The 18622-nt window shown below is 62.4% G+C and carries 17 protein-coding genes; 11 read left to right on the top strand and 6 right to left on the bottom strand.

Going from position 1 to position 18622, the window contains the following annotated elements; genetic code table 11:
* Nucleotides 1-153: 153 nt before the first annotated feature.
* A complete protein-coding gene (locus ACNFH5_RS10710; protein ID WP_416745812.1) occupies nucleotides 154-1122 on the bottom strand; it encodes a polyprenyl synthetase family protein in 969 nt (322 codons plus the stop codon).
* A gap of 242 nt (nucleotides 1123-1364) precedes the next feature.
* Between ACNFH5_RS10710 and rplU the strand changes: the two genes are divergently transcribed.
* The 5 genes from rplU to ACNFH5_RS10685 all read left to right on the top strand — a co-directional run bounded on the left by rplU (nucleotide 1365) and on the right by ACNFH5_RS10685 (nucleotide 4983).
* Nucleotides 1365-1676 carry a 50S ribosomal protein L21 gene (gene rplU / locus ACNFH5_RS10705; RefSeq protein ID WP_015475683.1) on the top strand — a complete coding sequence of 104 codons (312 nt, stop codon included), beginning with the start codon at nucleotides 1365-1367 and terminating at the stop codon, nucleotides 1674-1676.
* 23 nt (nucleotides 1677-1699) lie between these two features.
* On the top strand, nucleotides 1700-1957 hold the full coding sequence (rpmA, locus tag ACNFH5_RS10700; protein ID WP_017521622.1) for a 50S ribosomal protein L27: 258 nt from the start codon (nucleotides 1700-1702) through the stop codon (nucleotides 1955-1957).
* Between the two features lie 159 nt (nucleotides 1958-2116).
* Nucleotides 2117-3337, top strand: coding sequence for an Obg family GTPase CgtA (cgtA, locus tag ACNFH5_RS10695; protein WP_416745809.1), 1221 nt, complete (start codon nucleotides 2117-2119; stop codon nucleotides 3335-3337).
* A gap of 61 nt (nucleotides 3338-3398) precedes the next feature.
* Nucleotides 3399-4517, top strand: a complete 1119-nt coding sequence (gene proB / locus ACNFH5_RS10690) for a glutamate 5-kinase (protein WP_416745807.1) — start codon at nucleotides 3399-3401, stop codon at nucleotides 4515-4517.
* 10 nt (nucleotides 4518-4527) lie between these two features.
* Nucleotides 4528-4983 carry a CreA family protein gene (locus ACNFH5_RS10685; protein ID WP_416745805.1) on the top strand — a complete coding sequence of 152 codons (456 nt, stop codon included), beginning with the start codon at nucleotides 4528-4530 and terminating at the stop codon, nucleotides 4981-4983.
* 214 nt (nucleotides 4984-5197) lie between these two features.
* Here the strand turns inward: ACNFH5_RS10685 and rpsT are convergent, their stop codons facing one another.
* Complete coding sequence (rpsT, locus tag ACNFH5_RS10680; protein ID WP_009617555.1) at nucleotides 5198-5467, bottom strand: 30S ribosomal protein S20; 270 nt, start codon at nucleotides 5465-5467, stop codon at nucleotides 5198-5200.
* Between the two features lie 252 nt (nucleotides 5468-5719).
* On the opposite strand from rpsT, the gene murJ reads away from it, so the two are divergent.
* The 6 genes from murJ to ispH all read left to right on the top strand — a co-directional run bounded on the left by murJ (nucleotide 5720) and on the right by ispH (nucleotide 13133).
* The gene (murJ, locus tag ACNFH5_RS10675; RefSeq protein ID WP_416745802.1) at nucleotides 5720-7258 is read left to right on the top strand and encodes a murein biosynthesis integral membrane protein MurJ; all 1539 of its coding nucleotides are present in this window, start codon (nucleotides 5720-5722) and stop codon (nucleotides 7256-7258) included.
* 106 nt (nucleotides 7259-7364) lie between these two features.
* Nucleotides 7365-8303, top strand: a complete 939-nt coding sequence (gene ribF, locus ACNFH5_RS10670; RefSeq protein WP_416745800.1) for a bifunctional riboflavin kinase/FAD synthetase — start codon at nucleotides 7365-7367, stop codon at nucleotides 8301-8303.
* 21 nt (nucleotides 8304-8324) lie between these two features.
* Nucleotides 8325-11159: an isoleucine--tRNA ligase gene (gene ileS / locus ACNFH5_RS10665; RefSeq protein WP_416745798.1), complete on the top strand. Its 2835-nt coding sequence runs from the start codon at nucleotides 8325-8327 to the stop codon at nucleotides 11157-11159.
* The gene (lspA, locus tag ACNFH5_RS10660; RefSeq protein WP_088421667.1) at nucleotides 11152-11661 is read left to right on the top strand and encodes a signal peptidase II; all 510 of its coding nucleotides are present in this window, start codon (nucleotides 11152-11154) and stop codon (nucleotides 11659-11661) included. The genes ileS and lspA overlap by 8 nt, the downstream gene beginning before the upstream one ends.
* Nucleotides 11654-12091 (top strand): FKBP-type peptidyl-prolyl cis-trans isomerase, encoded by a 438-nt coding sequence (gene fkpB / locus ACNFH5_RS10655; protein WP_416745795.1) that lies wholly within the window; start codon nucleotides 11654-11656, stop codon nucleotides 12089-12091. Before lspA ends, fkpB begins: the two co-directional genes overlap by 8 nt.
* A gap of 97 nt (nucleotides 12092-12188) precedes the next feature.
* Nucleotides 12189-13133, top strand: coding sequence for a 4-hydroxy-3-methylbut-2-enyl diphosphate reductase (gene ispH, locus ACNFH5_RS10650; protein ID WP_416745793.1), 945 nt, complete (start codon nucleotides 12189-12191; stop codon nucleotides 13131-13133).
* Nucleotides 13134-13188: 55 nt separating this feature from the next.
* On the opposite strand, the gene ACNFH5_RS10645 is transcribed toward ispH, so the two are convergent.
* Genes ACNFH5_RS10645 through ACNFH5_RS10630 form a run of 4 tightly spaced genes read right to left on the bottom strand, consistent with a single transcriptional unit; the run spans nucleotide 13189 to nucleotide 18615 of the window.
* Complete coding sequence (locus ACNFH5_RS10645; RefSeq protein ID WP_416745791.1) at nucleotides 13189-13626, bottom strand: type IV pilin protein; 438 nt, start codon at nucleotides 13624-13626, stop codon at nucleotides 13189-13191.
* Nucleotides 13626-17774: a PilC/PilY family type IV pilus protein gene (locus tag ACNFH5_RS10640; protein WP_416745789.1), complete on the bottom strand. Its 4149-nt coding sequence runs from the start codon at nucleotides 17772-17774 to the stop codon at nucleotides 13626-13628. The genes ACNFH5_RS10645 and ACNFH5_RS10640 overlap by 1 nt, the downstream gene beginning before the upstream one ends.
* Entirely contained in the window at nucleotides 17774-18121 is a 348-nt protein-coding gene (locus tag ACNFH5_RS10635; RefSeq protein WP_416745787.1) for a hypothetical protein, read from the bottom strand. Before ACNFH5_RS10635 ends, ACNFH5_RS10640 begins: the two co-directional genes overlap by 1 nt.
* An 8-nt stretch (nucleotides 18122-18129) precedes the next feature.
* On the bottom strand, nucleotides 18130-18615 hold the full coding sequence (locus ACNFH5_RS10630; protein WP_416745785.1) for a pilus assembly PilX family protein: 486 nt from the start codon (nucleotides 18613-18615) through the stop codon (nucleotides 18130-18132).
* Nucleotides 18616-18622 lie beyond the last annotated feature (7 nt).

Raw genomic sequence — 18622 nt, 5'->3', positions numbered from 1 at the left:
TCCGTGCAGACCGTTTAATGAGAATAATTCTTATTATCTTAATAGCAAGCGCCAATTGGAAAAATTTTTCTGCTGGCGACGATCTGTTGTTTCCGGGCAGACAACAAAAAGCCCGCCGCGGCGAACCGGGGCGGGCTTTTGCGAAACGGCGGATCAGTGCGTGCGGGCGACCGAGAACTCAGCCAGTTCGATCAGCGCGGCGCGGTATTCGTTGTCCGGCAGCGCCTTGAGGTGCTCGATGGCGCGGGCGGCGTATTCGCGGGCGAGGTTGGCGGTGTAGTCCAGCGCGCCGGCGGCTTCCACGGCGGCGCGGATGCCTTCCAGGTCCTGGCTGCCGCCTTGCTGGATAGCCTTGCGCACCAGTGCAGCCTGTTCCGGGGTGCCGTCGCGCATGGTGGCGATCAGCGGCAGGGTGGGCTTGCCTTCGGCGAGGTCGTCGCCGACGTTCTTGCCCAGGCTGGCGGCGTCGCCGCGGTAGTCGAGCAGGTCGTCCACCAGTTGGAAGGCGATGCCCAGGGCATCACCGAACAGGCGCAGCGCCTCGGCTTGCTCGGCCGGTGCGTTAGCCAGCGCAGCTGCGCTGTGGGTGGAGGCCTCGAAGAGCATCGCGGTCTTGCCGCGGATGACTTCCATATAGGTATCTTCGGTGGTGCTGGCGTCGCGAACCTTGGACAGCTGCAGCACTTCGCCTTCAGCGATCACGCGGGTGGCCTGGGAAATGATGCGCATGACCGGCATGGAGCCCAGCTCGACCATCATTTCGAAGGAGCGCGCATAAAGGAAGTCGCCCACCAGCACGCTCGGCGCATTGCCCCACTGGGCATTGGCGGTGGCGCGGCCGCGGCGCAGGCCGGAGGCGTCGACCACGTCGTCGTGCAGCAGGGTGGAGGTGTGCAGGAATTCGATGGTGGCGGCCAACAGCTTCAGGTCATCGCCCGAATAACCCAGCGCCTTGCCGGAGAGGAGCACCAGCAGCGGGCGAAGACGCTTGCCGCCGGCGGAGATGATGTAGTCGCCGATCTTTTCCACCAGGGGAACGCGGGAAGTGAGTTGGCGACGGATGATGCCGTCGACGGCGGTGAAGTCGTCCGCCACCACGCGATAGAAAGCCTGGGGTTGCATTAAAGACAGCGCTCCTCGTAGATTGCGCGGCATGCTAGGTGCCGGGGGGAAGGCCTGTCAAGGCGAGGCCCCATGGGGCTTGATCCGCACTGGGGGTTTGCGTACAATCGCGGCCCCGAACTTCCCTGGCATATCCTGCCTTACGCAATTGCACGGGCGTCCTTTCCGGCCCCATGCAGCCATGCCGACCGATTCCTCTTTCTATAAAGCGTCGGGTGAGCAGGTCTAACGGAGACATCCAGATGTACGCAGTAATTGTTACTGGTGGCAAGCAATACAAAGTCACCGAAGGCGAATTCCTCAAGGTCGAGAAACTCGACGTTGCCACCGGCGAAGCGATCAACCTGGATCGTATCCTGCTGGTTGCCAATGGCGACGACGTCAAGATCGGCCTGCCGGTGGTAGAAGGCGCGAAAGTGACCGCAGAAGTGGTTTCCCACGGTCGTCACGACAAAGTGCGCATCATCAAGTTCCGCCGCCGCAAGCACCACATGAAGCGTCAGGGCCACCGCCAGTGGTTCACTGAAATCAAAATCACCGGCATCCAGGCCTAATTCCTCTTCAGGAGAATTGACTCATGGCACACAAAAAAGCTGGCGGTAGTACCCGCAACGGCCGCGACTCAGAAAGCAAACGCCTTGGCGTGAAGCTGTTCGGTAGCCAGGCTGTCAAAGCAGGCAACATCATCGTGCGTCAGCGCGGTACCCAGTTCCACGCTGGCTACGGCGTTGGCATGGGCAAGGATCACACCCTGTTCGCTAAAGTCGACGGCGTGATCAAGTTCGAAGTGAAAGGCGCCTTTGGCCGTCGCTATGTAAGCGTCGTCGCTGCCTAAGCGAGCTCTCACTGAAAAAGCCCTGTCTCGCGACGGGGCTTTTTTGTTTCTGGCGTTTCCAGGCGAGGTGCTGTCGGTTCGGGCGTTTGCGCGGACTTGGCTGTATCCTATGCTCCTTTTCTTATTTTCAACCCGCAGGCTCTGCGGGAGGCGTTCGCAATGAAATTCGTCGACGAAGTATCCATCCACGTGAAAGCCGGTGACGGCGGCAACGGTCTCATGAGCTTCCGCCGCGAGAAGTTCATCGAGAAAGGCGGTCCCAACGGCGGTGACGGTGGTGACGGCGGCTCGGTGTATCTCGAGGCCGACGAGAACCTGAATACCCTGGTGGACTACCGCTACACCCGTCGTTTCGACGCCCAGCGCGGCGAGAACGGCGGCAGCAAGGACTGCACGGGCGCCAAGGGTGATGATCTCGTCCTGCCCGTGCCGGTCGGTACCACCATCATTGATGCCAATACCCAGGAAATCATCGGTGACCTGACCGCTGCGGGCCAGCGCATCATGGTTGCCCAGGGCGGCTGGCACGGCTTGGGTAATACCCGCTTCAAGTCCAGTACCAACCGCGCGCCGCGCCAGACCACTCCGGGCAAGCCGGGTGATGCGCGTGACCTCAAGCTGGAGTTGAAGGTGCTGGCGGATGTCGGTCTGCTCGGTCTGCCGAACGCCGGCAAGAGCACCTTCATTCGTGCGGTGTCTGCCGCCAAGCCGAAGGTTGCCGATTATCCCTTCACCACCCTGGTGCCGAACCTGGGCGTGGTCAGCGTCGGTCGCTTCAAGAGCTTCGTGGTCGCCGACATTCCCGGCCTGATCGAAGGTGCTGCCGAAGGCGCCGGCCTGGGTATCCGCTTCCTCAAGCATTTGGCGCGTACCCGCCTGCTGCTGCATATCGTCGACATGGCGCCGCTGGATGAAAGTGATCCGGCCGATGCCGCGGAAACCATCGTCCACGAGCTGGAGAAGTTCAGCCCGGCGCTGACCGAGCGTGACCGCTGGCTGGTGCTGAACAAGATGGACCAGATCCTCGAGCCCGAGGAGCAGGAGCGTCGCAAGCAGGCCGTGGTCGAGCGCCTGGGTTGGGAAGGCCCGGTCTATGTGATCTCTGCGCTGGAGCGCGAAGGCACCGAGAAGCTGAGCCAGGACATCATGAAGTACCTCGACGAGCGCACTCTGCGCATCGAGGAGGAGCCGGCCTATGGCGAAGCCCTGGCGACCCTGGATCAGCGCATCGAAGACGAGGCTCGTGCCCGTCTGCAGGCCCTGGATGATGCCCGTGCACTGCGCCGCTCCGGTCTGAAGAATGTCGATGATGTGGATGATGATGATTTCGAGGACGACGAAGACGACGGCGACGGGCCGGAAATCTTCTACGTGCCTTGATCGGAGCGGCGCCCGCCGGTCCGGATGAAACGTGTGAAGCCTGACTTCTAAGGTTGAGGGTATGCGTGAGAAGGTCACTGGCGCCAAGCGCTGGGTAGTCAAGATTGGCAGTGCGTTGCTGACCGCCGATGGTCGCGGTCTGGATCGCGACGCCATGGCGGTATGGGTTGAGCAGATGGTCGCGCTGCATTGCGCGGGCGTCGAGCTGGTGCTGGTGTCCTCGGGCGCCGTCGCGGCGGGCATGAGTCGCCTGGGTTGGGTTTCCCGACCTAGTGACATGCATGAGCTGCAGGCGGCTGCCGCGGTGGGGCAGATGGGCCTGGTGCAGGCCTGGGAGTCCAGCTTCGGCGTGCATGGCCTGCAGACCGCGCAGGTGTTGCTGACCCATGACGACCTGTCTGACCGCAAGCGCTACCTGAATGGGCGCAATACCCTGCGCACGCTGGTTGATCTCGGTGTGATCCCGGTCATCAACGAGAACGACACCGTTGTCACCGACGAGATCCGCTTCGGTGACAACGACACCCTGGCGGCGCTGGTGGCCAACCTGGTCGAGGCTGACCTGCTGGTGATCCTTACCGATCGCGACGGCATGTTCGATGCCGATCCGCGCAACAATCCCGACGCCCAGTTGATCTTCGAGGCCCGTGCCGATGATGCGGCGCTGGATGCCGTGGCTGGCGGCACGGGTGGTGCGCTGGGGCGTGGCGGTATGCAGACCAAGCTGCGCGCGGCTCGTCTGGCGGCGCGTTCTGGTGCGCATACCGTCATTGTCGGTGGTCGTATCGAGCGCGTGCTGGATCGCCTGCGTGTCGGTGAGCGTCTCGGTACGCTGCTGACCCCTGAGCAGAGCCGCAAGGCGGCGCGCAAGCAGTGGCTGGCTGGGCATTTGCAGATGCGCGGCACGCTGGTGCTGGACGACGGCGCCGTCAAGGCGGTCGCCCAGGATCACAAGAGTCTGCTGCCGGTTGGTGTGAAGGCCGTGCAGGGCAGCTTCCGGCGCGGCGAGATGATCGTTTGCGTCGATCAGCAGGGGCGCGAAATTGCCCGTGGGCTGGCCAACTACAGTGCGCTCGAGGCGCAGAAGATTATCGGTCAGCCGACCGATGCCATCGAAAGCCTGCTGGGCTATGTCGATGGTCCGGAGTTGGTGCACCGCGACAACCTGGTACTTGTCTGAGGGCTTCTCCATGCGCAAGGGATTGATCGCTGCGTTGATGCTGCTGCCGGCGCTGGCACGGGCTGATGTGATTGGCGAAGTGTCCACCGTCTTCAAGTGGGTCGGGCCGAACGACAAGATTGTCGTCGAGGCTTTTGACGATCCGAAGGTGGAGGGCGTCAGCTGCTACCTGTCCCGCGCAAAGACTGGTGGCGTGAAGGGCGGTCTGGGGTTGGCGGAGGATCGCGCCGAGGCGTCGATCTCCTGTCGTCAGGTCGGGCCGATCCGCTTCTCGGGTGAGCTTAAGGATGGCGAGGTGGTGTTCCAGCAGCGCACGTCGCTGGTGTTCAAGACCATGCAGGTGGTGCGTTTCCTCGACAAGAAGCGCAACGCGCTGGTTTATCTGGTCTACAGCGACCGGGTGATCGAAGGCAGTCCGCAGAATGCGGTGACGGCGATTCCGATCATGCCGTGGCCTGAAAAGTAAGAAAGAGAAGGGCGGGCGACCGCCCTTTCTTTTTGTCCGCAGAAAGGTGTGCCTGTGGATAAGGGGGCTTTCTGCAGGGTGAATAACCTGGGGCAGGTGATTCGCTGGTTTTTGACGGATAGCGCTGGTGCGTTGTGCGCCCTGCGGCTGTTTCCGGAGAAATCGCAGGCAATAAAAAACCGGCCCTGGGGCCGGTTTTTCAAGAACGGAACGCTTACGCGGTGGCCAGGGCCTTCACGTGGGCGTTCAGGCGGCTCTTGTGGCGAGCGGCCTTGTTCTTGTGGATGATGCCTTTGTCGGCCATGCGGTCGATGACCGGTACGGCAGCAACCAGAGCGGCCTGGGCCTTCGGCAGGTCCTTGGCGTCGACTGCTTTGACTACGTTCTTGATGTAGGTACGAACCATGGAACGCAGGCTGGCGTTGTGGCTGCGACGCTTCTCAGCCTGTTTGGCGCGTTTTTTGGCGGAAGGTGTGTTGGCCACCGTCGAGCTCCTCGAAAAAAACTTGGGATGTTGCGAATAAATTAAGGCCGCGAATAATGCCGTCGCATCAGGGCCTTGTCAAGGGTATGCGCGGCCTCCGACGAGTGGTGCGACGGGCGCACGCTGTCCGGCGGATGGGGTGATTTATTCGCCCCGCGGCCCTACACTGCTGCGCTTCGCCTGGCGGCCGGGCTTTCGCCCAGGCCAGTGCCGCGCCCTGCAGGGTCGGCCATTCTACCAGTTCTGGACGCTATGAACCTACTCAAGTCGCTGGCCGCGGTCAGCTCGATGACCATGATCTCGCGGGTGCTCGGCTTCGTGCGCGACACCATCGTCGCGCGCATGTTCGGCGCTGGCATGGCCACCGACGCCTTCTTCGTTGCCTTCAAGCTGCCCAACCTGCTGCGCCGCATCTTCGCCGAGGGCGCTTTCTCCCAGGCTTTCGTGCCTATCCTGGCCGAGTACAAGACCCAGCAGGGCGAGGAGGCGACCCGCACCTTCATTGCCTATGTGTCCGGCTTGTTGACCCTGATCCTGGCGCTGGTCACCGCGCTGGGCATGCTCGCCGCGCCCTGGGTGATCTGGGTAACGGCGCCCGGCTTCGTCGATTCGCCCGAGAAGTTCGAGCTCACCAGCTCCCTGCTGCGGGTGACCTTCCCTTATATCCTGCTGATCTCGCTGGCCTCGCTGGCGGGGGCGATCCTCAATACCTGGAACCGCTTCTCGGTGCCGGCCTTCGTGCCGACTCTGCTGAACGTCAGCATGATTCTCTTCGCGCTGTTCCTGACCCCGTACTTCGACCCGCCGATCATGGCGCTGGGTTGGGCGGTGCTGGCCGGCGGCCTGGCGCAGTTGCTCTACCAACTGCCGCACCTGAAGAAGATCGGCATGCTGGTGCTGCCGCGCATCAACCTGCGCGACTCTGGCGTCTGGCGTGTGCTCAAGCAGATGGGTCCGGCGATTCTCGGTGTCTCGGTCAGCCAGATTTCGCTGATCATCAACACCATCTTCGCTTCCTTCCTGGTCGCCGGCTCGGTGTCCTGGATGTACTACGCGGACCGCCTGATGGAGCTGCCTTCCGGCGTGCTCGGCGTAGCGCTGGGCACCATTTTGCTGCCGTCGCTGGCCAAGACCTATGCCAGCGACGATCGCCACGAGTACTCGCGCCTGCTGGACTGGGGCCTGCGCCTGTGCTTCCTGCTGGTGCTGCCATGCTCCCTGGCCCTGGCGGTGATCGCCGAGCCACTGACCGTCGCGCTGTTCCAATACGGCAAGTTCGATGCCCACGACGCCTTGATGACCCAGCACGCACTGGTCGCCTATGCGGTCGGCCTGCTTGGCATCATCCTGGTGAAGGTGCTGGCGCCGGGCTTCTATGCGCGGCAGAACATCAAGACGCCGGTGAAGATCGCGCTGTTCACCCTGGTTTCCACCCAACTCATGAACCTGGTGTTCATCGGTCCGCTCAAGCACGCGGGCCTGGCGCTGGCGATCAGCCTGGCGGCCTGCCTGAACGCCGGCCTGCTCTATTGGCAGCTGCGCAAGCACCAGATGTTCGATCCGCAGCCGGGCTGGGGCAAGTTCATCGCCAAATTAGTCGTATCTGTACTGGTGATGTGCGCCGTGCTGATCGGCATGATGCACTTCATGCCGGCCTGGGATCAGGGCGGCATGCCGATTCGCCTGGTGCGCCTGGGGGCCCTGGTGGTGGCGGGTATCGTCGCCTATTTCGGTATGCTGGCGCTCCTTGGCTTCCGCCTGCGGGACTTCTCCCGTCGCGCGGTGCTGTAGCCTTCACCGGGTAAAGCATTGCATCCGTTTGCGGCGACGGCATTTTGCCTGTCGCGCCGCGGCGGGTGCGGGTATAATCGACCACTTTCTGAGCAATACGCGCGCTATGCAGCTGCTTCGAGGCCTTCACAACCTGCGGCCCCTGTCCGGGGGCTGTGTCGCCACCATCGGTAACTTCGACGGCGTCCATCTTGGCCACCAGGCGATCCTGGGGCGTCTGCGCGAGCGTTCGCTGGAGCTGGGCGTGCCCAGCTGCGTGGTGATCTTCGAGCCGCAGCCGCGCGAATATTTTGCGCCTGATGCCGCGCCGGTTCGCCTGAGCCGCCTGCGCGAGAAGCTTGAGCTGCTGCGCCAGTACGGTGTCGATTTCGTCCTCTGCCTGGCCTTCAACCGCCGTCTGCGCGAGCTGTCGGCTGCTGAGTTCGTGCGCCAGGTGCTGGTGGAGGGCCTGCGGGTCCGCCATCTGGAAGTGGGCGATGATTTCCGCTTCGGTTGCGACCGTTCCGGTGACTTCGCCTTCCTGGTCAACGCCAGCGCGGAACAGGGCTTCACCGTCGAAGCCGCGACCACCGTGGAAGTCGACGGCATGCGCGTGAGCAGTTCGCGTATCCGCAAGGACCTCGCCGATGGCGACCTGCACATGGTCGAGCGTCTGCTGGGTCGCCCGTATCGCCTGAGCGGCCGCGTGCTGCACGGGCAGAAGCTGGGTCGCACTCTGGGCTCGCCCACTGCGAACATCCAGCTCAAGCGCCGCAAGGCGCCGCTCAACGGCGTTTACCTGGTCAGCACGATGGTGGCTGGCCTGCGCCGGAACGGGGTTGCCAACATCGGCACCCGGCCGTCTGTGAATGGCGACGGCCGGCCCCACCTGGAAGTGCATCTGCTGGACTTTGCCGGCGATCTGTACGGCCAGCACCTGGATATCACGTTCCACCAGAAGCTGCGTGATGAGCAGCGTTTCGCCTCGCTCGAGGCACTCAAGGCGGCCATCCTCGCCGACATCGCCGCCGCCCGAGCCTACTGGCTGGGCCAACCGCTTGATTGAAGATCCTGAACAGGCCCTGAGATGACCGATTACAAAGCCACTCTGAACCTTCCCGAAACCGACTTCCCGATGAAAGCCGGCCTGCCGCAGCGCGAGCCGCAGACCCTGAAGCTCTGGAACGACATTGGCCTGTACCAGAAGCTGCGGAAGATTGGCGAAGGTCGCCCGAAATTCATCCTGCACGATGGCCCGCCCTACGCCAACGGCAGCATCCACATCGGTCACGCGGTCAACAAGATCCTCAAGGACATCATCGTCCGCTCCAAGACCCTGGCCGGCTACGACGCTCCCTACGTGCCGGGCTGGGACTGCCATGGCCTGCCGATCGAGCACAAGGTCGAGACCACCCACGGCAAGAACCTGCCGGCGGACAAGACCCGCGAGCTGTGCCGCGAGTACGCTGCCGAGCAGATCGAAGGGCAGAAGGCCGACTTCATCCGACTGGGTGTGCTGGGCGACTGGGACAATCCCTACAAGACCATGAACTTCTCCAACGAGGCCGGCGAAATTCGCGCCCTCGCCGAGATGGTCAAGCAGGGCTTCGTGTTCAAGGGCCTGAAGCCGGTGAACTGGTGCTTCGACTGCGGTTCGGCCCTGGCCGAGGCGGAAGTCGAGTACGCCGACAAGAAGTCCGACGCCATCGACGTCGCCTTCCCCATCGAAGATGCCGACAAGCTGGCCGCCGCCTTTGGCCTGGCCAACCTGCCCAAGCCGGCCGCGATCGTCATCTGGACCACCACCCCCTGGACCATCCCGGCCAACCAGGCGCTGAACGTCCACCCCGAATTCACCTATGCGCTGGTCGACACCGGCGAGCGCCTGCTGGTGCTGGCCGAGGAACTGGTCGAGTCCTGCCTGCAACGCTACGGACTGGAAGGCAAGGTCATCGCCACGGCACAAGGTGAAGCGCTGGACCTGATCCGCTTCCGCCATCCGTTCTACGAGCGCCTCTCGCCGGTCTACCTGGCCGAGTACGTCGAGCTGGGCGCCGGCACCGGCGTGGTTCACTCCGCCCCGGCCTATGGCGAGGACGACTTCCGTACCTGCAAGCAGTACGGCATGGTCAACGACGACATCCTCAGCCCCGTACAGAGCAATGGCGTCTACGTGGCCGACCTGCCGTTCTTCGGCGGTCAGTTCATCTGGAAGGCCAACCCGGCCATCGTCGCCAAGCTCGATGAAGTCGGCGCGCTGCTCAAGCACGCCAGCATCAGCCACAGCTACATGCACTGCTGGCGCCACAAGACCCCGCTGATCTACCGCGCCACCGCGCAGTGGTTCGTCGGCATGGACAAGCAGCCGCAGACGGGCGCCACCCTGCGTGAGCGCGCGCTGGAGGCCATCACCCAGACCGAGTTCGTGCCCAACTGGGGCCAGGCGCGCCTGCATGGCATGATCGCCGGCCGTCCGGACTGGTGCATCTCGCGTCAGCGCAACTGGGGCGTGCCGATTCCGTTCTTCCTGCACAAGGCCACCGGCGAGCTGCACCCGCGCACCGTCGAGCTGATGGAAGAAGTCGCTCTGCGCGTCGAGCAGTCAGGCATCGAGGCCTGGTTCAAGCTCGACGCCGCCGAACTGCTGGGCGATGAAGCCGCACAGTACGACAAGATCAACGACACCCTGGACGTCTGGTTCGACTCCGGCACCACCCACTGGCACGTGCTGCGTGGTTCCCACGCTGAACTGGGCCATGCCAGCGGTCCGGCTGCCGACCTCTACCTGGAAGGCTCCGACCAGCACCGCGGCTGGTTCCATTCCTCGCTGCTGACCGGCTGCGCCATCGACGGCCACGCGCCGTATCGCCAACTGCTGACCCACGGTTTCACCGTGGACGAGTCCGGCCGAAAGATGTCCAAGTCGCTGGGCAACACCGTGGTGCCGCAGACCGTGATCGACAGCATGGGCGCCGACATCCTGCGCCTGTGGGTCGCGTCCACCGACTACTCCGGTGAGATCGCCGTTTCCCAGCAGATCCTCCAGCGCAGCGCCGATGCCTACCGCCGTATCCGCAATACCACGCGCTTCCTGCTGTCCAACCTGTCCGGCTTCGACCCGGCCAAGGACTTGCTGCCCAACGACCAACTGCTGGCCCTGGACCGCTGGGCCATCGACCGCGCCCTGCAACTGCAGCGCGAGCTGGAAGAGGCCTACCGCGACTACCGCTTCTGGAACGTCTACTCCAAGGTGCACAACTTCTGCGTGCAGGAGCTGGGCGGCTTCTACCTGGACATCATCAAGGACCGCCAGTACACCACCCAGGCCAACAGCGTCGCCCGCCGTTCCTGCCAGACCGCGCTGTTCCACATTGCCGAAGCCCTGGTGCGCTGGATCGCCCCGATCATGGCGTTCACCGCCGAAGAGATCTGGAGCTTCATGCCGGGCGAGCGCGTCGAGTCGGTGATGCTGACCACCTGGTACGACGGCCTGACCGAGCTGCCGGCAGACGCCGAGCTGGACCGCGCCTACTGGGACGAAGTCATGGCTGCCAAGGCCGCCGTGAACAAGGAGCTGGAAAACCTGCGCAGCGCCAAGACCATCGGCGGCAACCTGCAGGCTGAGATCACCCTCTACGCCGAAGACTCCCTGGCCAAGCGCCTGGAGAAGCTGGGCAACGAACTGCGTTTCGTGCTGATCACCTCCGCCGCCACTGTCGCGCCGCTGTCCGCAGCGCCCGCCGATGCGGTTGAGAGCGAACTGCCGGGCCTGAAGCTGCAGGTCGTGAAGTCGTCCCACGCCAAGTGCGGCCGTTGCTGGCACTTCCGCGCTGACGTTGGCAGCAATGCCGCGCACCCGGAACTGTGTGGCCGTTGCGTCGAGAACATCGAAGGTGCGGGCGAGGTGCGTCACTATGCCTAACGCCGATCGTTTCGGCCGTTTGCCCTGGCTGTGGATCACCGTGGTCGTGTTCGTCCTGGATCAGGTCACCAAGGCCTTCTTCCAGGCTGAGCTGAGCATGTACCAGCAGATCGTGGTTATCCCCGATCTGTTCAGCTGGACCCTGGCCTACAACACCGGCGCGGCGTTCAGCTTCCTCGCCGACAGCTCCGGCTGGCAGCGCTGGCTGTTCGCCCTGATCGCCATCGTCGTCAGCATCGTGCTGGTAGTCTGGCTCAAGCGCCTCAAGCGCGGCGAGACCTGGCTGGCCATCGCCCTGGCCCTGGTGCTGGGCGGCGCGCTAGGCAACCTGTACGACCGCATGGTCCTGGGGCACGTGGTGGACTTCATCCTCGTGCACTGGCAGGACCAGTGGCGCTTCCCGGCTTTCAACCTGGCCGACAGCGCTATTACCGTCGGTGCCATCATGCTGGCGCTGGACATGTTCAAATCGAAGAATTCCGGAGAGACCGCCAATGGTTGATGTCCGTATTGGTGGTGATTCCCAAGTCACCCTGCATTTCGCCCTGAAACTGGAAGACGGCAACGTCGTCGACAGTACCTTCGACAAGCAGCCGGCCACCTTCAAGGTCGGCGACGGCAACCTGCTGCCGGGCTTCGAGCAGGCGCTGTTCGGCCTCAAGGCCGGCGACAAGCGCACCCTGACCATCGAGCCGGAGAATGGCTTCGGCCAGCCGAACCCGGCCAACGTGCAGGTCATGCCGCGCGACCAGTTCCAGGACATGGAGCTGGCCGAGGGCCTGCTGGTGATCTTCAACGATGCCGCCAAGACCGAGCTGCCGGGCGTCGTGAAGGAGTTCGATGAGCAGCACGTCACCATCGACTTCAATCATCCGCTGGCCGGTAAGACCCTGTCGTTCGAAGTCGATATCATCGACGTACAACCAGCCTGACTGGCTGCGCGGCCCGTCACTGGCGGGCCGTTGCACTTGAGGCGAAGTATTCCTACCGGCCCCTCGTGGGCCGGCTTGCGTAGCACCCGAGGCCACCATGCAAATCAAACTCGCCAATCCCCGCGGCTTCTGCGCCGGCGTTGACCGGGCGATCGAGATCGTCAACCGCGCCCTCGACGTATTCGGCCCGCCGATCTACGTGCGCCATGAAGTGGTACACAACAAGTTCGTGGTGGAGAACCTGCGCAACCGTGGCGCCGTTTTCGTCGAAGAACTCGACCAGGTGCCGGACGACACCATCGTCATCTTCAGCGCCCACGGCGTTTCCCAGGCGGTGCGCAATGAAGCCGAAAACCGCGGCCTGAAGGTCTTCGACGCGACCTGCCCGCTGGTGACCAAGGTGCACATGGAAGTCGTGCGCTACAGCCGCGACGGCCACGAATGCATCCTGATCGGCCACGAGGGTCACCCGGAAGTGGAAGGCACCATGGGCCAGTACGACGCCTCCAACGGCGGCGCCATCTACCTGGTGGAGGACGAGGAAGACGTGACTGCGCTGGAAGTGCGCAATCCTGAAGCGCTGCACTTCGTCACCCAGACCACCCTGTCGATGGACGACACCTCCAAGGTGATCGACGCCCTGCGCGAAAAATTCCCGCACATCCAGGGCCCGCGCAAGAACGACATCTGCTACGCCACCCAGAACCGCCAGGACGCGGTGAAAGAACTGGCCGACCAGTGCGACCTGGTGCTGGTGGTCGGCAGCCCGAACAGCTCCAACTCCAATCGCCTGCGCGAGCTGGCCGAGCGCATGGGCACCCCCGGCTACCTGATCGACGGCGCCGAAGATATGCAGAAAGAGTGGTTCGATGGCGTGCAGCGCATCGGTATCACTGCTGGCGCTTCGGCTCCGGAGGTGCTGGTGCGTGGTGTAATTCAGCAACTGCGCGACTGGGGGGCTGAGCCTGAGGTGGAACTGGATGGGCGCGAGGAGAATATTACTTTCTCGATGCCCAAGGAACTTCGGGTGAAGGCGATCTGATTTCGCGTTGATGCATGTGCTGAAAAAAAGGGCCGACAATGTCGGCCCTTTTGCTTTACCAGCAGTCTGACAGCGCTGCGCTGCCGCTTTTCGTCTTGATGCCGGTGCTGTCCAGGGTGAGCGTGCCGCACTGGCTATCATTGGCTTGCGCCCCGGTCGGGGTCGCGGTCAGGTTCACGCAGCTTGCAATGGTCTTTCCATTGCAGGCTGCCGCCGTGACGTTGTACTTGCGGGACTCGCTCGCGACGGCGCCATTGGCGTCAGCCGTATATCCCAATCCTCCACTCGCTGTGCCCAGCGTTGCGGTGTAGGTCTGGTTCTGCGAGAAGAAGCGCTCCTGGGCCTGGAGCATTTCCATCAGCTTGGCTTTCCCGTCGGCTCGTCCTGAGCGCAGCACATACTGCTCATAGCTGGGGTAGGCGATGGCGGCAATGATGCCGATGATCGCGACGACAATCATCGCTTCAATCAGCGTAAATCCCTTTTGACGCATCAATTCTCTCTCCAGTAGGTACCGCTTACGGCGTTGTTCGTCTTGCACAGGCCGGAGCTGGTGAAGGTGCATTTCAGGTCGCCGCCGTTACCGTCTCCCGAGGGTTTTTCCGAGCCTACCAATATGGTCGTCTTGTCGTCGCCGAGAATGACGGCAGGGGTCGGCGGAATGCCGCCGCGGATCAGATCGAACGAGCGGCTGGGTGTTTCGGAACCGCTGACCGTCTTGGTGTAGACGGCGGAAGCGTCCACCAGGCTCATGGCGTACATGCGGCCGCGCCCCACATCCGGGCCACAAGTAGTGACGGTCTGGCCATTGGGGCTGAAGGTGGTGAACAGCACTGCTCCCTGGTAGCTGATCGAAGTAGCCAATACTTTTTCGCCCTGCGGGAAGCGCACGAACCAACCGCTACTGGCATTCAGCAGATCCGAGTTGACGGTGTAGCTATCGCCGGGCGTCAGTTGCTGGTACAGCGCGTTGATTTCACCACGCAGCACAGGAATGCGTGCCAGTGCGGTACTGCGCGCCTTGTTGCGCAGGTAGTCATAGGCCTCGAAAGCGCTCAGTGGCGGGGTGCTGTCCTGGGCTCTCGCGTCCTGCAGTTCGGCGGAGGTCAGCAGGTTGCTGGAAGAGTCATACGGCGTATTGGATAGAGCCTGGAGCTCAGCCTGCAAGGAGGAAGCCTGGCTGACCAGGGAAACCCGTTGCGTCTCCAGGTCTGTGGCCAGCGTCAGCAGTCCGTTCTGGCTACTAGCTTGGGTCTGGAGCTCCGAGGCCTTCGTGGCTTCATCCAGGCCGTTGAGCATCGATACGTCCACAGTGCTCGGTACGTCCGTCAGGCCGAGTTGAGAGGCGATGGCTTGAACGGCGGAGTTCGCCGCGGCGACGTCTTTGGCGCTGATAGCTTGATTGAGGCTATTGATTGCAGCGCTCAGATCGACCCCGTTGAGTGAGTTCCGCTGGGTATAGGCGGTAGACGCCTGATATGCAGTACGGGACTGGTCCAGATCGGTCTGCAGGGCGGTGATGGTCGCATCGGAGGCGCCACTTGCCTTGGCATCGAGAACGGCTTGCTCCTTGGCAGTAATGGAGGTTGCGGAGTTCTCCAGCGTCTTCTGTACGATCATGACGCCAGCCATCTGCTGTCCCAGAGCTTGAGCTGAGCCGGTGTCAAAGGCAAACAGCTGTTTCAGGGACGTCTGCAGTGTCAGCAACTGATTCTGCAACGTGCTTTGCTGCGACGTCTCAGGCGCGTGCTCGTCCAGGAACGGGTTCTCCTTGTAGATCGCATCGATCTGCGCCTGGCGTTGGGTTGCGTCGCTGTTGGCCTGGGTAAACTGGTTGTATTTCTGGGTGTAGCCGATGCTGCTCTTGTAGCTGTCGAAATTGGTATCCGCACTGCTGGTTGCCTGATTCAGCTGCGCGATCTGACCGAGTTTCGTGTCGATGTTCTGCTTGATCTCCTGAGCCTGCTGGCTGGTGAGGTTGACGCTGGTTACATCGACCAGGCTTGACTCCGTCAGCGTGGTGTAGCTGGACGGTCCGGAATACACGTTGTTGTCGCGAAGCACGTAGAACCGATCGACAGTATCTTCGTTGAGAGGGTGTTCGCGGTATCCGCTGCCCAGAGCGATGGTGAAGTAGGTCTTGCCACCACGTTCGCGAATAAGGGACACGTCAGGCGCATTGTAGAAGCGGCGGTTCTCCGCTGCCGTGGCGCCGCCCAGCGCGGCGATTCGGCCGCCGGTGGCGAAGTTACTCGCGCCGGCGTTGCCGGAGTTGAGGTCGATACGGAAGACCTGGCCGCGTGTATCCGCCATGAAGATGCTATCGATCAGCCCATCGCCGGTGATGTCCACCAGCGTCGGGTCAGCCGGGATGCTGTTGGTCAGAGTGGCAATCTTCAGGTTGGCGGAAGTTTCGGACGTGACGCCGGCATGCCAGAGCAGTGCGCCGGTATCCGCATCCACCATGTAGAGTGCGTTGCCGACGGTGTCGTTGGTGGGCGTGTTAGGCGACTCGGTATCCTGGTTGGTGTCGTAGCCACCCGTGAAGAACAATACGTTCTTGTTGCTGCCGTTGAATTTCACTTTCGCCTGCTTGGGCGTCGACCAGGTCTGCCCCAGTTTCTCGAAGCCGGTACTGGTTCCGCCCTTGATCACCCACTTCAATTTGGGGGTGATGCTGACCGGGCCGCTGGTGCTGGAGGGGGAAACGTCCAGAGCGTAGTAGTTGCGCCCTCCGCGGCGCATGCCGGCATAGAGCGTCGCCTGGGTAACAGTACGAGCCTGGTTGGAGCTAAGCGCGCCATAGGTCACGCTCATCTCCATCTGCCCGTCCATTCCGTAGCGCTTGTTGGCTGTCCCCTTCGGATCGTTCAGGTAGAAGTTGAGGTTGGGCAGCAGTTCCTTGGGTATGAAGGAGAAAATCTCGGTACCGGTGGCGGGATCGACGGCGTTGATGAAACCTTCGTTGGTACCGTAGAACAGCACCAGACGCTCGGTCGACGTAGCCGTCGGCGGTGTGGTCTGGGAGTTGACCACTCGCTGCAGGTTTTCGTCCGTCACATAGGCCACCAGACGCGGCTCGTTGTGCAGGATATCGGCGATGGCAAGGCGGGCCGAGCCGTCGCTGGGGTTGATGCCGACGCCCCAGTTGATGGTGTCGAGGCGCGACTGGTCGCTGGCGCCGGCTGCCAGGCCGAGCAGGGGTTTGGTAATCCCGGTGTTGCTGGTGGACAGTGCGCTCAGCGCCACGGAGCCGGTGAGGCCGGGAGCGCGCTCGTCGCCCACATAGGTGTAGATGTTTCGGCTGCTCGGGTTGGTCAGTCGACCCGCCGCGCCGCCCAGCTTCACATCCTTGCCATCGGTGACGGTGCTCCAGTAGCTCTGTGAAGTCCCGCTGAAGAAGCCCGTCGAGAGATCTACGGCGTTCCGTCCAGCGCTATCCATCACGATGGAGTTGCCGGTGCTGTCTTTGCCCAGCTTGTACTTCTTGATGTTGCCGAACCAGCGAGCCCCCGCGGCGGGGCGGAACAGAGCGTAGTAGAGGTCATTGCGATAGCCGAGGTTGTTATACGCACTGACGGAAACGCTGGGGGTGGCGAAAGTGGTGTTCTCGGCCAGGATATCCACGGCGATCGAGCGCAGCGCTTCAGCCAGTTCCGACGTATTGCTAGTGGTGAAGAAGCGCCCGCCGCCCAGGCTCGCGGTGTCCTCCAGCAGGCGCGTGTCACTGATGTTGCCGAAGCCGATAGTATAGGTGTTGACCGTCTGCTTGCCGGTCTGGCTCGAACTCACGTCCTGGTTCGCCATGTACTCGGCGAGGCCGGGCATCCAGCAGCCGGAAGTCGAACCGTTATCGTCGGTCGGGTAGTTTCGATTGCACGATTTGTAAGTCTGATTGACCGACGAGACGAGACTCTGGACGGTGCTGTTGGACCCGACGTCGTTGCTGGGCAGGCCATCGGTCAGGACGATGATGTTGCTCTTCTGGCAGGAATACTGGATCGGCGACTTGTACTTGCTGCCCGTCAAGGACCCGCTGTCGCTCTTCCAGGGGCTGACCAGTTTGGAGTCGAGTTTGTTCTCTATATAGCCCTTGGAATTGAGACCCCAGCTCGGAGTGCCCCCCGACATGTACAGATAGGTCTCGTAGTAAGACTCCAGCAGGGGCGTCCCCCCGTCGGCGAAGTAGGTGCTCAGCGCAGTCTTGAAGGCCGCGGATACGTCGCCAGCGCGCTGCATGGGGATGTTGACGAAGCCACCGTTACTCGAGGAGTCGAAACGCGCCAGGCCGATGTTCACGTCATTGCTGGCGGCCAGCTCGTCCACCAGCGAATTGACTACTTCCTTGACCACCTGAATACGGGTCTTGGTGCCTTTGGTCCTGTTCGTGTTGGTGCACCAGTTCTCCGGCACGGTGTTGGTGCCGTTGTAGTTCAGCGTCTTGCAGTTGGTGCCCGGTACCGAACTGAGCATGGAGCCGGAGGTGTCGATAAGGAACATCAGGTTCGGGCGGATACGCTGGTCCGCCGGAAGGTCGCGGGTGACATAGATCTCGGTATCATCGGCCATTGCGGTTTGCAGGCCACCCGAGACATAGGCGAAGGCAGAGAGCCCGAGAAGAAGATTGCGCTTGAGTTTCATCACGGGGACTCCGGTTTACGCAGGAAAACCTTGGACGCACGGGTGGGGTCGGCTATCGGAAACATGATCATGCCGCTCCAGTCGATTTTTCCTCCCAGCTCGCTGAACTCCACCGGAGCGCCGCCGAGCACGAAGACCGTGTCGTGGTTATAAGTGAAGCGGCGGCTGGGGCACTCGGCGCAAGGCAGGGCGAGAATTACACCAGCCGCCCCGTTGGGGCCGGAGCTCGCGTTGATGATCATCTGGGTATCTTCGATGTACCCGGTTTTTTCTTCGTCTTCTGAATGGGCCGCGACGCTAAAGGCGTTGGCGCAAATCGCAAGAGCGAACAGGAGGATGCGTCTCATACGAGGGCCTATTTCGAATTGATGAAGTAGATGCCTTGGATCTGGTTGGACGATGCGCCGTTGTCCAAACGGGAGACCGAGTTGATCTCATAGGTAGAGCATTCGAACTTGCCGGCGCTGGCGCCTTCGCAGATTCCCTTGTTCATGAAGCGAATGGTGTTGGTAGCGATATTCGCGTTGCTCAGGACGGCGTCCACAGCCAAGGCGCGGCGGCGATCAGGAAAATTGGTAATGGGATCCGCGCCCTGGTTGGCTGCATCCAGCAAGGGCTTGCGCCCGAGCAGATTGGCGTTGTATGCCGCCATCTGCGAACGGATTTCGCTCTGGGCGTTCTGGTAGGTCAATCCCCTGAACTGTGCGTTGCCGGCCATGCGCTCTTCCATGTTGGTCAGGCGCGCGGCAGTGATGCCGGCAATGGTCAGTACAGCCAGGAATACCAGGGCCACGATGAGGCCGGCGCCTTGTTGGTTTCGAAGTGAAAGGGCGTTCCGCATGCGAGCC

Origin of the sequence: Pseudomonas sp. NY15435, from assembly GCF_048068295.1 — a bacterium.
GTDB lineage: Bacteria > Pseudomonadota > Gammaproteobacteria > Pseudomonadales > Pseudomonadaceae > Pseudomonas.
The sequence above is the reverse complement of the archived record's forward strand: the minus strand, read 5'-3'. Positions and strand labels throughout refer to the sequence as shown.

Bases quoted from the DNA above. Each gene is read 5' to 3' on its own strand.
- ACNFH5_RS10710 (WP_416745812.1), bottom strand. From the start codon at position 1,122: ATGCAACCCCAGGCTTTCTATCGCGTGGTGGCGGACGACTTCACCGCC.
- rplU (WP_015475683.1), top strand. From the start codon at position 1,365: ATGTACGCAGTAATTGTTACTGGTGGCAAGCAATACAAAGTCACCGAA.
- rpmA (WP_017521622.1), top strand. From the start codon at position 1,700: ATGGCACACAAAAAAGCTGGCGGTAGTACCCGCAACGGCCGCGACTCA.
- cgtA (WP_416745809.1), top strand. From the start codon at position 2,117: ATGAAATTCGTCGACGAAGTATCCATCCACGTGAAAGCCGGTGACGGC.
- proB (WP_416745807.1), top strand. From the start codon at position 3,399: ATGCGTGAGAAGGTCACTGGCGCCAAGCGCTGGGTAGTCAAGATTGGC.
- ACNFH5_RS10685 (WP_416745805.1), top strand. From the start codon at position 4,528: ATGCGCAAGGGATTGATCGCTGCGTTGATGCTGCTGCCGGCGCTGGCA.
- murJ (WP_416745802.1), top strand. From the start codon at position 5,720: ATGAACCTACTCAAGTCGCTGGCCGCGGTCAGCTCGATGACCATGATC.
- ribF (WP_416745800.1), top strand. From the start codon at position 7,365: ATGCAGCTGCTTCGAGGCCTTCACAACCTGCGGCCCCTGTCCGGGGGC.
- ileS (WP_416745798.1), top strand. From the start codon at position 8,325: ATGACCGATTACAAAGCCACTCTGAACCTTCCCGAAACCGACTTCCCG.
- lspA (WP_088421667.1), top strand. From the start codon at position 11,152: ATGCCTAACGCCGATCGTTTCGGCCGTTTGCCCTGGCTGTGGATCACC.
- fkpB (WP_416745795.1), top strand. From the start codon at position 11,654: ATGGTTGATGTCCGTATTGGTGGTGATTCCCAAGTCACCCTGCATTTC.
- ispH (WP_416745793.1), top strand. From the start codon at position 12,189: ATGCAAATCAAACTCGCCAATCCCCGCGGCTTCTGCGCCGGCGTTGAC.
- ACNFH5_RS10645 (WP_416745791.1), bottom strand. From the start codon at position 13,626: ATGCGTCAAAAGGGATTTACGCTGATTGAAGCGATGATTGTCGTCGCG.
- ACNFH5_RS10640 (WP_416745789.1), bottom strand. From the start codon at position 17,774: ATGAAACTCAAGCGCAATCTTCTTCTCGGGCTCTCTGCCTTCGCCTAT.
- ACNFH5_RS10635 (WP_416745787.1), bottom strand. From the start codon at position 18,121: ATGAGACGCATCCTCCTGTTCGCTCTTGCGATTTGCGCCAACGCCTTT.
- ACNFH5_RS10630 (WP_416745785.1), bottom strand. From the start codon at position 18,615: ATGCGGAACGCCCTTTCACTTCGAAACCAACAAGGCGCCGGCCTCATC.